The following is a 13,323-nucleotide window of genomic DNA, read 5'->3' on the forward strand; positions in this document are numbered from 1 at the left end:
GCTGAATACAGACCGGTGATCATGTCAGTGCCGGCCGGGCCCGAGGTGCCGATGCACACGCCGATGTTGCCGGCGATGGCGCGGGTGTAACCCTCGGCCATGTGCGAAGCGCCTTCGACGTGGCGCGCCAGCACATGATCGACGCCGCCGAGTTTCTTGAAAGCGGCGTACAGCGGGTTGATCGCGGCGCCCGGAATACCGAAGGCGGTGTCGACGCCTTCGCGACGCATCACCAGAACGGCGGCTTCGATGGCTCTCATGACGGTCATTTGTTAGTCTCCTGAACTCGATAGTTTTTGTACGTAAACAGCCTGATTTGAATACGATGTTTTGTGAATGGCTGTTTTAATCCGTTCTATCGGTATCTGGAGTATCGAATGGATCGCTATACCGAATTGCGCAGCTACGTCCTGGTGGCCACCCGTGGCAGTTTTGCCGCCGCGGCGCTGGTGGAGGGGGTGACGCCGGTGATCATGGGCCGAAGATTGAGCGCGCTGGAGGATCGCCTGGGCGTAAAGCTGATTCATCGCTCGACGCGGGGCTTGACCCTGACCGATGCCGGCGAGTCGTACCTGGAGAACGCCAAGCTGGTGCTGCAGTCGTTCGAGGAGCTGGACGCCAGCATCAGCGAGAACGAAAGCAGCGTGCGCGGGCATCTGGTGGTTTCGGCGCCGGCGGGGTTTGGTCGTCAGCACGTGGCGCCCCATGCGCCGGAATTTCAGGCGCGGTTCCCGGATTTGCAGCTGTCATTCAACCTCACTGACAACGTGGTGGATCTGGTGCGTGAGGGTTATGACATGAGCATCCGCATCGGCGAGGTGCTGGACCCGAACTACGTCGCCATCAAGCTGTACGCCAATAAACGCGTGGTCTGCGGTTCGCCGGCTTATTTCGCCGAGCATGGGTTTCCCCAGGTGCTTGAGGATCTGGCGCAGCACAATTGTCTGTCGTTCAACCTGCAGGGCGGGCAGCATCGCGGCTGGACATTTCAGCGCGAGGGCAAGCCGGTGGCGATCAAGGTTGCGGGCAACCTGTACTGCAACGATGGCGAGCTGTTGTATGACTGGGCCAAGCGCGGGCTGGGCCTGAGCTGGCGTTCGACGTGGGAGATTCAGAACGAGGTTGAAAGTGGCGCGCTGGTCACCGTGCTGGACGAATTCGCCTTGCCCAGCTACGACATCCAGGGCGTGTACCCGCAGCAGCATTACCTGCCGGCGAAAGTGCGATTCTTTATCGCGTTTCTGAAAGAGGTGTACAACCGGCCGGGGTATTGGCGGCAGGGATGAGCAACGATCCCCGAAGCACCCAAATCAAAGGCTTCCCGGCTAAAGCCGGTCCCACCAATGGCGACCGAGGAACCTAAATCAACTCCACCGAGACCACCGGCAGCCCGCGAATCTCGCCAACCGCCAGACCCGGCCCGCGGGTCTTGTACATCCCGGTGTAGGAACCGGTCGTAATCACCATCTCCGGCGTCACGCTCAACCCATTCTGCGTGTGGTGATTGACCAGCCAAGGCAGCAACCGCCGAGGGTCACCGGCCGGATTCGCACCATCGCCCGGCACAATGTCTTCATCGCCATAAGTGAAGCTCAGCGCAGGCTCGACAAACGGAAAGCTGGCGTCGTAGTCGACAAACTCACCGATGACCAACGCCCCATGGTTGAGCAGGTCGCCCAAGGCCAGCAGCGGTTCGATCTTCGGCCAGGCCGCGAACCGGCTCGACACCACTTCAATGGTCGCGCCCATCGTCGCGATGCTGCTCAGCACGTCTTCATCCGAATACGCCTCGTCGCGAGGGGTGAATTCGCGGCCAAGACGAAACGCGATCTCCAGCTCCAGAATCGGCGACGGATAGTCGACGCACTCAACCTGGCTGCCGCTGGCAAAAATACCGTCGTCCGGCAACAGCGCGCCATTGATTGGCCCGGTCGGCGACTTGGCGCCAACCTTCCAGCCGCCCACGGTGGTGTCGCGCAGACGCAGAATCTCGCGCTGCAGCGCGTAGGCACTGGCCGCATCGTCGGGCACGTATTCGGGACGGATTTCGGTGATTTTCTGACCGGCGCCCATGGCGGCGACGATCAATTCGGCAATGTTCGCTGGGTGAGACGATGGATTCACGCGGGTCTTCCTTCAGGCAATTGATGGAAAGCGCCCCGTTCCTTTTGTTGCTGTGTCGAAGGATGACGGAGCCAGCGCGACCACTCTAACCCTATTTCAGTAGGTAGGGAGAGACTGGGGTGTCCGGTGCGAGTGACCGGGGTGGCGCTCCACCTTGCTCACGAAGAAGTCGATGCATTCAGCCACTTTTCTGGGGACTGAAAGTAAGCCTTCGCGAGCAAGCTCGACTCCCACGGGGTGGTGTTCGGCTCGGGATTTTCGGTGGGTGCAGGACGTGTGGGAGTGCCCCGCCATCAACCCGGCCCGGCGCTGTAATGCAGGTCCGCGCGCAAACGCTGCACGCAGAAATCAACGAACGAGCGCACCTTGGATGACCCCCGTCGCCCCTCGACGTAGACCACGTAAACCGGCATCGGCGTGACTTCGAAGTCTTCGAGCACCGCGCACAAGGTGCCCGCCTGCAGGTGTCGGCGAATCTGATAGGACGGCACCTGGGTCAGCCCCCAGCCATCAATGGCAGCATGAATGGACGCAGTGAACGATGTCATCGACAGCCGCGACTGCACCTTTACTTCCTGGTGCTGGCCTTCGATGCGGAAGGTCCACGCGGGGCTCCGACCGGTGATCATCACGGACACGGTTTCGCGCTCGATGAGTTCGTGGGGGTGCCGGGGCGTGCCGTGGGCAGCGAGATAAGCGGGGGAGGCGCAGACCATCCGCCGGACGGTGCCGACCTGAATGGCCGTCATCGACGAGTCGGGCAACTCGCCGATGCGCACCGACACGTCGATGCCTTCTTCCAGTTGACCGGCAATCCGGTCCATCAACAGGCCCCGGATCTGCACCTCCGGGTGCTGACTCAGGTAGTCGGTCATGACCGGCGTGACGTGCAAATCGCCGAACACCTGCGGCGCGGTAATGGTCAGCAACCCGCGGGGCGTGGCATGGATGCCGGCAGCGGCGCTTTCGGCTTCGTGCAGATCGGCCAGCAGGCGCCGGCAGTCGTCGGCGAAGCGCACGCCGGCTTCGGTCAGGCGCAACTGCCGGGTGGTGCGCACGATCAGCAAGGTGCCGAGCCGCGCTTCCAGTTGCGCGACGGCGCGGGTCACGGTGGCCGTGGACACATTCAGATTGCGCGACACCGCCGCGAAGCTGGGGCCTTCGGCGACGGCGGCAAAGAGGGTCATTTCCTGAATGCGGTCCACTGAGCGTCCGTTTTCGAGCCAACGAGAGCGGCAGTCTGCGGCAAATTCGGGCGAGCGGAAAGGTCTGATCCAGACAGTCAGAAAAACGCCCGGGCGGTCATGTTTGCTTGGTGCTCCGGCGACGCCTTCTATATTCTTGCTGACACTGGATTCCTCGACGAAAGGCCGGCGCTCGACACGGCAAGGGACAGACCCGCATTCACGCAAGGCCAAAGGAACGCAGATGAGCACCACCAGCACGCCACTCTCCGGCGTCAACCAGCCATTGAAAGGCATCGCACTGATCCTGTTTGCGACCTTTCTGTTTTCCAGCCATGACACGCTGTCCAAATACCTCTCCGGCATCTACCCGATCATGATGGTGGTCTGGGTGCGCTATGTGGTGCACACCGGGCTGATGGCGTGCATTTTCATGCCGTCGTCGGGCCTGCGTGTGCTGCGCACCAAGCGCCCGGGTTTGCAGGCGTTGCGCGCGGTGTGCCTGCTGGGCACCAGTCTGTTGTTCACCAGTGGCCTGATGTTCATCCCGATCGCCGAGGCGACCGCGGTCAACTTCCTCGCGCCGCTGCTGGTCACGGCGCTGTCGGTGCCACTGCTCAAGGAGACGGTCAGCCGCGGGCAATGGATCGCCGTGCTGGTGGGCTTCAGCGGGGTACTGGTCATCGTCCATCCCGGTGGCGAGCTGTTTCGGCCGGCGGTGTTACTGCCGCTGGGCTCGGCGTTCTGTTTCGCCTGCTATCAGCTGCTGACCCGTCTGGTCGCGGCCCACGACAGCCCGACCACCAGCAACTTCTTCGCCGGGCTGTTCAACAGCCTGTTGATGAGCGCCATCGTGCCGTTCTTCTGGCAGTCGCCGGAGTGGAAACACATCCCTTTCATGCTGGCGCTGGGCACCTGCGGCATGGTCGCGCACCTGATGCTGACCCAGGCCTTCCGCTTCGCCGCCCCGGCCATGCTGGCGCCGTTCGGTTACTGCCAGATCGTCTTCGCCGGGCTGTGGGGCTACATCGTCTTCAATCACTCACCGTCGCTTGTCGCCCAGGCCGGCATTGCGATCATCTGCCTCAGCGGCCTGGCGGCGGCGTGGCAACAGCGCAAGAAGGGTGGCTGACGACAGCGGCTTCATGATTTGCGCGGCGCCATGAAATACATCCAGATCAGCGCAACGAAGTACATCACCGGGATCAGGGTGAACAGCACGCTGTAGTTGTTGTGGGTCGCGGTCAGGACGGCGCCGACGATCTGCGTCATGAACATGCCGCCGATGGCCGCGCACATGCCGCCGAAGCCGAACACGGTGCTGATCATGTGCCGGGGCGTGTAATCCATGACCAGGCTCCAGATGTTCGCCGTCCAGGCCTGATGCGCACCCACCGCCAGGGCGATGGCCAGCACCGCCACCCAGAGACCGCTGGCGTTGGCGGCGAACACCACGCCAATGATCGTCACGGCGAATACCAGCATCGACAGCAAGCGGGCGGTCATCGGGCGCATGCCCCGGCCGATCAGCCACGAGGAGAGAATGCCGCCGCCGATGCTGCCGAAATCGGCGGTCAGCCAGATCAGCATCAGCGGGATGCCCATCTGCGTCACGCTGATGCCCAGGTTGTATTGCTGATTCAGAAACGGCGGCAGCCAGTAGAGGTAGAACCAGAACACCGGCGCGGTCAGGGCGTAGGCGAGGGCGAAGGCCCAGGTGCCGCGCATCTTCAGGATCCGCGAGAGCGGTACTTTTTCCGCTTCAGCCTCGGTCTCAGGCTCGGCCTCGCTGTTGATGTAGGCCCGCTCACTGGCGCGCACGGTGGGATGTTCCTGCGGATTGAAATAGGTCAGCCGCCAGGTGATGACCCAGACCAGCCCCAGCGCACCCATGCAGATGAATGCCGCCTGCCAGCCCCACACCGTGAGGATCAGCGGCAACAGGGCGGGCGTGACCATCGCACCGACGTTGGTGCCGGCGTTGAATATGCCGGTGGCCACGGCGCGTTCGCCGGCCGGGAACCACACCCGGGTGACCTTGACGCAGGCCGGGTAATTCGCCGCTTCGGTCAGGCCGAGAATGAACCGGCAGACCATGAAGCCCGCTGCCGAAGTGGCCAGGCCATGGGCGCCCGTCGCAACACTCCACAGCAGCACCGCCAGAAAGAACGCGCGCTTGACGCCGACCCGATCGATGAAACGCCCCTGCAGCAGAAAACCGATGGCGTAACCGACCTGGAACCAGAAGTTGATGTTGGCGTAATCCATCGCCGTCCAGCTCATTTGCTTCGCCAGGATCGGTTGCATCACGCCGAGTGCGGCGCGGTCGATGTAGTTCAGGGTGGTGGCGAAGAACACCAGTGCCAGCATGCCCCAACGGGTTTTGCCGACGGCCAGGGCGCCGCGAATTTTTTCGCTCACACTGGCGTGGGAAGGCGCAGGGTGGGAGGCGACCGGGGCAGGCGAAGCAGAAGGGGACCGCATAAGCATCAAGCCTGTTTTGAAATTGTTATGGTGATGTCCGCGCGGCCAGGGCCTTGGCCCTGCATCGCGTCATAAAACTAACCGCATGGTTCATTTCATTTGATGTCCCATGCAGCGGCGCGAATAATCCCATGAACGCCCGCCCGGTTCGAGCCCCATCGTCGTGCCGGGCGCCATGTGATTATTCAGGAGCCACCCCCGCATGCAGCGATCGATCGCCACCGTTTCCTTGAGCGGCACCCTGCCGGAAAAGCTGGAAGCCATTGCCGCCGCAGGGTTTGACGGTGTTGAAATCTTCGAAAACGACCTGCTCTGCTACGACGGCAGTCCGCGTCAGGTGCGGCAGTTATGCGCGGATCTGGGCATTGCCATCACCCTGTTTCAGCCTTTCAGCGACTTCGAGGGCTGTCGCCGCGAGCACCTGCAGCGCAACCTCGACCGTGCCGAGCGCAAATTCGACCTGATGCACGAACTTGGCACCGACCTGATGCTGGTGTGCAGCAATACCGCCAGCGATTCCCTGGGCGAGCGAGACGTGCTGCTCGATGACCTTGGGTCGATCGCCGAGCGGGCTGGGGCGCGTCAGCTGCGCGTGGGTTATGAAGGGCTGGCATGGGGGCGTCACGTCAACACTTGGCAGCAGGTCTGGGATCTCGTCCGGCAGGTCAACCATCCCGCCCTCGGCGTGCTGCTCGACAGTTTCCACACGCTGTCGCTCAAGGGCGATCCGAGCGGGATTGCGCAGATTCCCGGCGACAAGATCTTCTTCGTGCAGATGGCCGACGCGCCGCTGCTGAACATGGGCGTGCTGGAGTGGAGCCGGCATTTCCGGTGTTTTCCGGGGCAGGGCGAGTTCGATTGCCCCGGTTTTCTTGCGGCGATCCTGCGCAGCGGCTACACCGGCCCGCTGTCGCTGGAGATTTTCAACGACGTGTTTCGCGCCGCGCCCACTCGGGCCAACGCCGCCGACGGCCTGCGTTCGTTGCTGTATCTGGAGGAGCAAACCCGCGCGCTGCTGGAGCAGCCATCTCAACCCGTCGCGCCGTTAGTGTTGTTCCATCCGCCGGCACCCAGCGCCTGCAACGGCGTCGAGTTTCTCGAGTTTGCCGTGGAGGATGCCCAGAGTGCGCGATTGGTCAGCTGGCTGCATGGCCTGGGCTTCGGCACCCTGGGTCAGCACCGCAGCAAAGCCGTGACCATGCTGGGGCAGGGCGATATCAATATCGTGTTGAACGCCGAGCGCTTGTCCTTACCTCAGATGCCTTTCGCTGCCGCTTCCTTCGCTGACTCAGCCCTTGAAGCCCCCGGCCCGTCGCTGCGCGCCATGGGGTTGCGGGTGGACAACAGCGCTGACGCGCTGGAGCGGGCGCGTCAGTTCAATGCCGAAATCTATAGGGGTCCGGTGGGGCCTGATGATCGGGAGCTCCCGGCGGTGCGTGCGCCGGACGGCAGCCGTATTTACCTGGTCGAGCCTGCCGCGGCTGGGCAATCGAGCTGGGACAGCGACCTCATCCTGAGCCCGCAGTCTCCGACGCAAAGCGGTTTGCAGTGCATCGATCATGTGGCCATGGCGTTGCCGGCCGACAGCCTGGACAGCCGGGTGCTGTTCTACAAAAGCGTGCTGGATTTTGTGGCCGATGCCGACCAGCTGCTGCCTGACCCTCACGGTCTGGTGAGGAGCCGGTCGTTACGCAGCCGTTGCGGCACCGTGCGCCTGCCGCTGAACACACCGGATCGCGGCAACACGGCAATCTCCCACGCACTGTCGAGCTACGGTGGCTCTGGCGTTCATCACATCGCCTTTGCCTGTGACGACATCTTCGCCCAGGTTGCCCGCGCCAAAGCGGCAGGCGTGCCGTGGCTGGCCATTGCGCAGAACTATTACGATGACCTGGGCGCGCGGTTCGGTTTCGACGCCGCATTCCTTGGCGAACTGGCGCACCATAACGTGCTGTATGACCGCGATGCCGACGGTGGCGAGCTGTTTCACGCCTTCACCGAGGCGTTCGAGGGGCGTTTCTTTTTTGAAATCCTCCAGCGCAGGAAGGGTTACGCCGGGTATGGCGAGGCGAATGCGGCAGTGCGCCTGGCGGCAATGGCCAGGGCCCGCAGCGGCTCCGCACGGTTCTGATGACGTGTAGCGCATCGGCACGCACCACTTCCGTAACGCACAGGCGCAGCCCATAATCCCGCGATTCCACCGTGGTCGTGAGCCCCGCATGAAAACCGTTGACGACAGCCTCGCCGAAGCGCCCGTAGACGCCCCGCGAAAGTCCCGCAAGAACAATCCGGAAAAAACCCGCGACGGCATCCTCCAGGCGGCCGTCGCCGAGTTCGTCGCCCAGGGGCTCTCCGGCGCCCGCGTTGATGCGATCGCCGAACGCACGCAAACCTCCAAGCGGATGATCTATTACTACTTCAACAGCAAGGAGCAGCTGTACACCGAAGTGCTGGAGAAGCTGTACGGCGACATTCGCACCACGGAAAGCAGCCTTGACCTCGGCGTGCTCGCGCCGGAAGAAGCGGTCAGGCGGCTGGTGGAATTCACCTTCGATCACCACGACCGCAACGTCGATTTCGTGCGCATCGTGTGCATCGAAAACATCCACAACGGCGCCAACGTCAAACAGTCTCCGACCATCCGCGAGCTGAGCCGGAACGTCTTGCAGGCGCTGGACGACACCTTGCGGCGCGGCGAGCAGGACGGCGTGTTCCGGGCAGGCGTACAGGCCGTTGACCTGCACATGCTGATGAGTTCGTTCTGTTTCTATCGGGTGTCGAACCGCCATACCTTTTCCGAGATTTTCCAGATCGACCTGGAAGACGAAGCGGTCAAGGCGCGGCAGAAGGCGATGATCTGTGATTCGGTGATGCGCTACCTGCTGCCGTGACCCGGCACGTTCAACGCCACGCTCGCCTGAGGACCCGACGATGTCGCAACGCCAATCCACGCTGATCGCCTTGTTGGTGGCCGTCACTTTTTTCATGGAAAACCTCGACGCCACGGTGATCGCCACGGCCATGCCGGAAATGGCCCGGACCTTCGGCGTCGCGGCGGTGGATCTGAATATCGGCATGAGCGCCTACATGCTGGCGATCGCCGCGTTCATTCCCCTCAGCGGCTGGTTGGCCGACCGACTCGGTTCACGCCGGGTGTTCGGCGGCGCCATCGTGCTGTTCACGGTGGCTTCGATGCTGTGCGGCATCAGCGACAGTCTTGAGACGTTCGTCGCCGCCCGGGTCCTGCAAGGCATGAGCGGCGCAATGATGGTCCCGGTTGGGCGCCTCGCGGTCATGCGCGCCACTGAAAAGAAAGACCTGGTGCGGGCCATTTCGCTGATCACCTGGCCCGGGCTGGTGGCGCCGATACTCGGGCCGCCCCTGGGCGGGTTCATCGTTACCCACGCGTCGTGGCCGTGGATTTTCTACCTCAACCTGCCCCTCGGCGTCATGGCGCTGATTGCCACCCTCATCCTCATCCCCCAGCGCAATGAAGTCAGCACTCGGCCGTTTGACCTGAAAGGTTTCCTGCTGCTGGGCGTGGCCTGCACGGCGCTGTTGTTCGGGATGGAACGGCTGGGGCAGGGCCATGGCAGTCAGTGGCCGGGCCTTGCGGTAACGGCGCTCGGCGTGGTCTGCGGCGCGCTGGCCTGGCGCCACATGCGTCGGCATCCGCAGCCGCTGATGAACGTCGCGGTGGTGCACATCCGCACCTTCAGCGTCAGTCTGCTGGGCGGTTCGGTGTTCCGCATCGCCATCAGCACGCTGCCGTTCCTGCTGCCGCTGATGTTTCAGCTGGGCTTTGGCCTGTCCGCATTCGACGCCGGGCTGCTGGTGTTGGGGGTGTTTGCGGGCAACCTGGCGATGAAGCCCTTTACCAGCGCAATCATGCAGCGCTGGGGCTTTCGTCAGGTGCTGTTGGTCAATGGCTGCATCGGTGTGGCGGCGATTGCCGCCTGCGCGCTGCTCGATCAGGCCATGGGCTGGCCGATGATCCTGCTGATCCTGTTCATCGGCGGGCTCTCGCGCTCGATGCAGTTCACCGCGTTCAACACGCTGGGTTTCGCCGACGTGCCCAAATCGCAGATGAGCGATGCGTCGACGATGTTCAGCATGTGCTTCCAGTTGAGCATGGGCTTGGGCGTCGGGATTGCTGCGCTGTTGTTGCGTGGCGCGATGGCCCTCCATGGCAACGACGGGCAGGCGATGACCGCTGATTTCCAGCTGACGTTTATTGGCGTCGCGGTGATCGCGGCCCTGGCGCTGCTGGATAACCGCCGGGTGTCGGCCCAGGCCGGTGCAGCGCTGCTGCAACCCAAGGCCTGACCTGCTGGCAAATACGAAGCGCCACTGGCCAAAACCACCAGACGTTCTGCGCGCTTTGACCATTGCCCATCGGCGCGGCAGAGCGGAGTATTTCGCCACTCCAACAATAAAAGTGTAAGGACGACACAATCATGCAGATCCAAGGCAAGGTATTTCTGGTCAGTGGCGGCGCGTCCGGGCTGGGTGCGGCCACCGCGCAGATGCTCATCGACGCAGGGGCCAGCGTGATGCTGGTGGACGTCAACGCCGAGGCGCTCGCGGCCCAGGTGGAAAAACTGGGCGACAAAGCCCGCGCCAGCGTCAGCGACATAACCCAGGAGAGCGCTGTTCAGGCCGCGGTGGATGCGGCGCTGAGCGCGTTTGGCCAGATCAACGGCGTCATCAACTGCGCCGGCATCGTCGGCGCAGAGAAAATCCTCGGCAAAGAAGGTCCCCACGGCCTCGACAGTTTCAGCCGGGTGATCAACGTCAACCTCATCGGCAGCTTCAACCTGCTACGCCTCGCCGCTGTAGCCATCGCCGAAAGCACGGCCGATGCCGGCGGTGAGCGTGGCGTCATCATCAACACTGCGTCGGTCGCCGCCTACGACGGCCAGATCGGCCAGGCGGCGTACGCGGCCTCGAAGGGTGCCATCGTCAGCCTGACCCTGCCCGCCGCCCGTGAACTGGCGCGCTACGGCATTCGCGTCATGACCATCGCTCCGGGCATTTTCGAAACCCCCATGATGGCCGGCATGACCCCGCAAGTGCGCGAAAGCCTGTCCGCCGGCGTGCCATTCCCGCCACGCCTGGGCAAGCCCGAGGAGTACGCGGCGCTGGCCCGCCACATCATCGAAAACAGCATGCTCAACGGCGAAGTGATCCGCCTGGACGGCGCCTTGCGCATGGCCGCTCGCTAATCGAGGAAACCCCATCATGTCTTTGAACAAACGCCAGATGTTGAACGACGACCCCGTGGTGATCGTGAGCGCCGTGCGCACGCCCATGGGCGCCTTTCAGGGCGATCTCCAGAGCCTGACCGCGCCGCAACTGGGCGCCGCTGCCATCCGCGCCGCCGTCGAGCGCGCGGGCATCGATGGCGCGCAGGTCGACGAGGTGCTGTTCGGTTGTGTATTGCCAGCCGGGCTGGGACAAGCGCCGGCGCGTCAGGCGGCATTGGGCGCCGGGCTCAGCGAGGCCACGACGTGCACCACCCTGAACAAGATGTGCGGGTCGGGGATGCAGGCGGCGATCCTCGGCCACGACATGCTGCTCGCCGGCAGCGCCGACGTGGTCATCGCCGGTGGCATGGAAAGCATGTCCAACGCGCCGTATCTGCTGGAGAAGGCTCGCAGCGGTTACCGCATAGGCCACGGCCGGATCATCGATCACATGTTCCTCGACGGCCTCGAAGACGCCTACGACCGAGGCCGCTTGATGGGCACGTTTGCCGAGGAGTGCGCCGGGCTGGAAAATTTCAGTCGGGAAGCCCAGGACGGTTTTGCAGTCGCCTCGCTGACCCGGGCGCAGGAGGCCATGACACGCGGCTGGTTCGATGCTGAAATCGTCCCGGTGGAAGTCACCGTCGGCAAGGAGCGCAAGACCATTCGCCAGGACGAACAGCCGCCCAAAGCGAAGCTTGACAAGATCCCGTTGCTGAAACCGGCGTTCCGCGAGGGCGGCACCGTGACAGCCGCCAACTCAAGCTCGATCTCCGACGGCGCCGCGGCCTTGACCCTGATGCGCCAGTCCGAAGCACAACGTCGTGGCCTCACGCCGTTGGCGGTCATCCATGGCCACGCCGCTTACGCCAATGAGCCGGGGCTGTTTCCGACCGCACCGGTGGGCGCGATCGACAAGCTGATGAGCAAGACCGGCTGGTCCCTGGCCGAGGTCGATCTGTTCGAGATCAACGAAGCCTTCGCCGTCGTCGCGCTGGTCACCATGGCCCGCCTGGAACTGCCCCATCACAAGGTCAACGTGCACGGCGGCGCCTGCGCGTTGGGCCATCCCATTGGCGCATCGGGGGCGAGGATTCTGGTGACCTTGCTGTCAGCGTTGAAGCAGCGTGGACTGAAGCGAGGTGTCGCGGCCATTTGCATCGGCGGCGGCGAAGCGACGGCAATGGCGGTCGAGCTTGTCGTTTGATATCAATGGCTTGCGCCATGTTTCGCAGGTTAGATCTGTGATAACGGCTGACTGGCGTTTTACATAATAAAAGGTCAATAAAACAATGAATTACACAACAATCCTCAAAGAGGTCAGAGGTCGCGTTGCACTCCTGACCCTCAATCGTCCAGAGGCCCTTAACGCCCTGAATGCGCAGCTAATTAGCGAACTCAACCATGCCCTCGATGAGCTGGAACGCGATCATGGCATCGGCTGCATCGTGCTGACTGGCTCGGCAAAAGCCTTCGCTGCCGGGGCTGACATCAAGGAAATGGCCGAGCTGAAATACCCGCAGATCTATCTGGACGACCTGTTCAGTGACAGCGATCGGGTGGCCAGTCGCCGCAAGCCGATCATTGCTGCCGTCTCGGGCTTTGCCTTGGGCGGGGGCTGCGAGTTGGCGCTGATGTGCGACTTCATCCTGGCGGCCGACAACGCGCGCTTCGGCCAGCCGGAAATCAAGCTGGGCGTGCTGCCGGGCATGGGCGGGACCCAGCGTCTGACCCACGCGGTCGGCAAGGCCAAGGCCATGGAAATGTGCCTGACCGGGCGCCTGATCGACGCCGTCGAAGCGGAGCGTGCCGGGCTGGTCGCGCGCATCGTGCCCCAGGACCAGTTGCTGGAGGAGGCGCTGAACGTCGCGGCCGGCATTGCGGCGAAGTCGTTGCCGGCGGCCATGATGGTCAAGGAAAGCGTGAACCGCGCCTTTGAAGTCAGCCTGGCCGAAGGGATTCGTTTCGAACGCCGAGTGTTTCATGCAGCGTTTGCCAGCGAAGACCAGAAGGAAGGCATGGCGGCGTTCATCGAGAAGCGCGAGCCGGCGTTCAAGCATCGCTGATTCAGGTCAGGGCGGTGGCGCGTCTCAGGGGTGTCTTCTGGCGCCAGCGTGTATAAAATGCGCCGGTCGCCGAGGTTCACCCCCGGCTTGTCATCTTCGATCACCCTATTTTCAGCGTTTATCGCCATCGGCCCGACGCGCAAGACGCGTCGGATCCGAGCGATTTATCGCCACCGGAACAAGAGAGCAATCATGGGCGCACAGTGGAAGGTCAAACAC

Annotated in this window: 12 protein-coding genes; 8 read left to right on the forward strand and 4 right to left on the reverse strand. The window is 63.2% G+C overall.

Annotation, left to right across the window (positions count from 1 at the left end; all coding sequences use genetic code 11):
- Positions 1 to 269: thiamine pyrophosphate-binding protein (locus QMX88_RS26310; RefSeq protein WP_282373190.1), on the reverse strand; the 269-nt coding region annotated here is incomplete at its 3' end.
- A 108-nt stretch (positions 270 to 377) separates the two neighbouring features.
- Here QMX88_RS26310 and QMX88_RS26315 point away from each other — a divergent pair.
- Complete coding sequence (locus tag QMX88_RS26315; protein WP_282373192.1) at positions 378 to 1,286, forward strand: LysR family transcriptional regulator; 909 nt, start codon at positions 378 to 380, stop codon at positions 1,284 to 1,286.
- 73 nt (positions 1,287 to 1,359) lie between these two features.
- Here QMX88_RS26315 and QMX88_RS26320 read toward each other — a convergent pair whose 3' ends face one another.
- Positions 1,360 to 2,124, reverse strand: coding sequence for a 2-keto-4-pentenoate hydratase (locus QMX88_RS26320; protein WP_282373193.1), 765 nt, complete (start codon positions 2,122 to 2,124; stop codon positions 1,360 to 1,362).
- A gap of 293 nt (positions 2,125 to 2,417) precedes the next feature.
- Positions 2,418 to 3,329 carry a LysR family transcriptional regulator gene (locus QMX88_RS26325; protein ID WP_192173935.1) on the reverse strand — a complete coding sequence of 304 codons (912 nt, stop codon included), beginning with the start codon at positions 3,327 to 3,329 and terminating at the stop codon, positions 2,418 to 2,420.
- Positions 3,330 to 3,552: 223 nt separating this feature from the next.
- Here QMX88_RS26325 and QMX88_RS26330 point away from each other — a divergent pair, with 223 nt between their 5' ends.
- Entirely contained in the window at positions 3,553 to 4,440 is an 888-nt protein-coding gene (locus QMX88_RS26330) for a DMT family transporter (protein WP_192173934.1), read from the forward strand.
- 11 nt (positions 4,441 to 4,451) lie between these two features.
- Here QMX88_RS26330 and QMX88_RS26335 read toward each other — a convergent pair whose 3' ends face one another.
- Complete coding sequence (locus QMX88_RS26335) at positions 4,452 to 5,792, reverse strand: MFS transporter (protein ID WP_282373197.1); 1,341 nt, start codon at positions 5,790 to 5,792, stop codon at positions 4,452 to 4,454.
- Positions 5,793 to 5,994: 202 nt separating this feature from the next.
- Here QMX88_RS26335 and QMX88_RS26340 point away from each other — a divergent pair, with 202 nt between their 5' ends.
- The 6 genes from QMX88_RS26340 (at position 5,995) to QMX88_RS26365 (ending at position 13,104) form a co-directional block, all read left to right on the forward strand.
- Entirely contained in the window at positions 5,995 to 7,923 is a 1,929-nt protein-coding gene (locus tag QMX88_RS26340) for a bifunctional sugar phosphate isomerase/epimerase/4-hydroxyphenylpyruvate dioxygenase family protein (protein WP_282373198.1), read from the forward strand.
- 88 nt (positions 7,924 to 8,011) lie between these two features.
- A complete protein-coding gene (locus tag QMX88_RS26345) occupies positions 8,012 to 8,683 on the forward strand; it encodes a TetR/AcrR family transcriptional regulator (protein ID WP_282373200.1) in 672 nt (223 codons plus the stop codon).
- Between the two features lie 40 nt (positions 8,684 to 8,723).
- Complete coding sequence (locus QMX88_RS26350) at positions 8,724 to 10,118, forward strand: DHA2 family efflux MFS transporter permease subunit (RefSeq protein ID WP_282373202.1); 1,395 nt, start codon at positions 8,724 to 8,726, stop codon at positions 10,116 to 10,118.
- Between the two features lie 131 nt (positions 10,119 to 10,249).
- Complete coding sequence (locus QMX88_RS26355) at positions 10,250 to 11,017, forward strand: 3-hydroxyacyl-CoA dehydrogenase (protein WP_282373204.1); 768 nt, start codon at positions 10,250 to 10,252, stop codon at positions 11,015 to 11,017.
- Between the two features lie 37 nt (positions 11,018 to 11,054).
- On the forward strand, positions 11,055 to 12,245 hold the full coding sequence (locus tag QMX88_RS26360; RefSeq protein ID WP_282373208.1) for an acetyl-CoA C-acyltransferase: 1,191 nt from the start codon (positions 11,055 to 11,057) through the stop codon (positions 12,243 to 12,245).
- 85 nt (positions 12,246 to 12,330) lie between these two features.
- The gene (locus tag QMX88_RS26365) at positions 12,331 to 13,104 is read left to right on the forward strand and encodes an enoyl-CoA hydratase (protein WP_282373206.1); all 774 of its coding nucleotides are present in this window, start codon (positions 12,331 to 12,333) and stop codon (positions 13,102 to 13,104) included.
- Positions 13,105 to 13,323: the final 219 nt, after the last annotated feature.

The sequence above is a fragment of the Pseudomonas sp. PS02290 genome (assembly GCF_029960075.1).
GTDB lineage: Bacteria > Pseudomonadota > Gammaproteobacteria > Pseudomonadales > Pseudomonadaceae > Aquipseudomonas.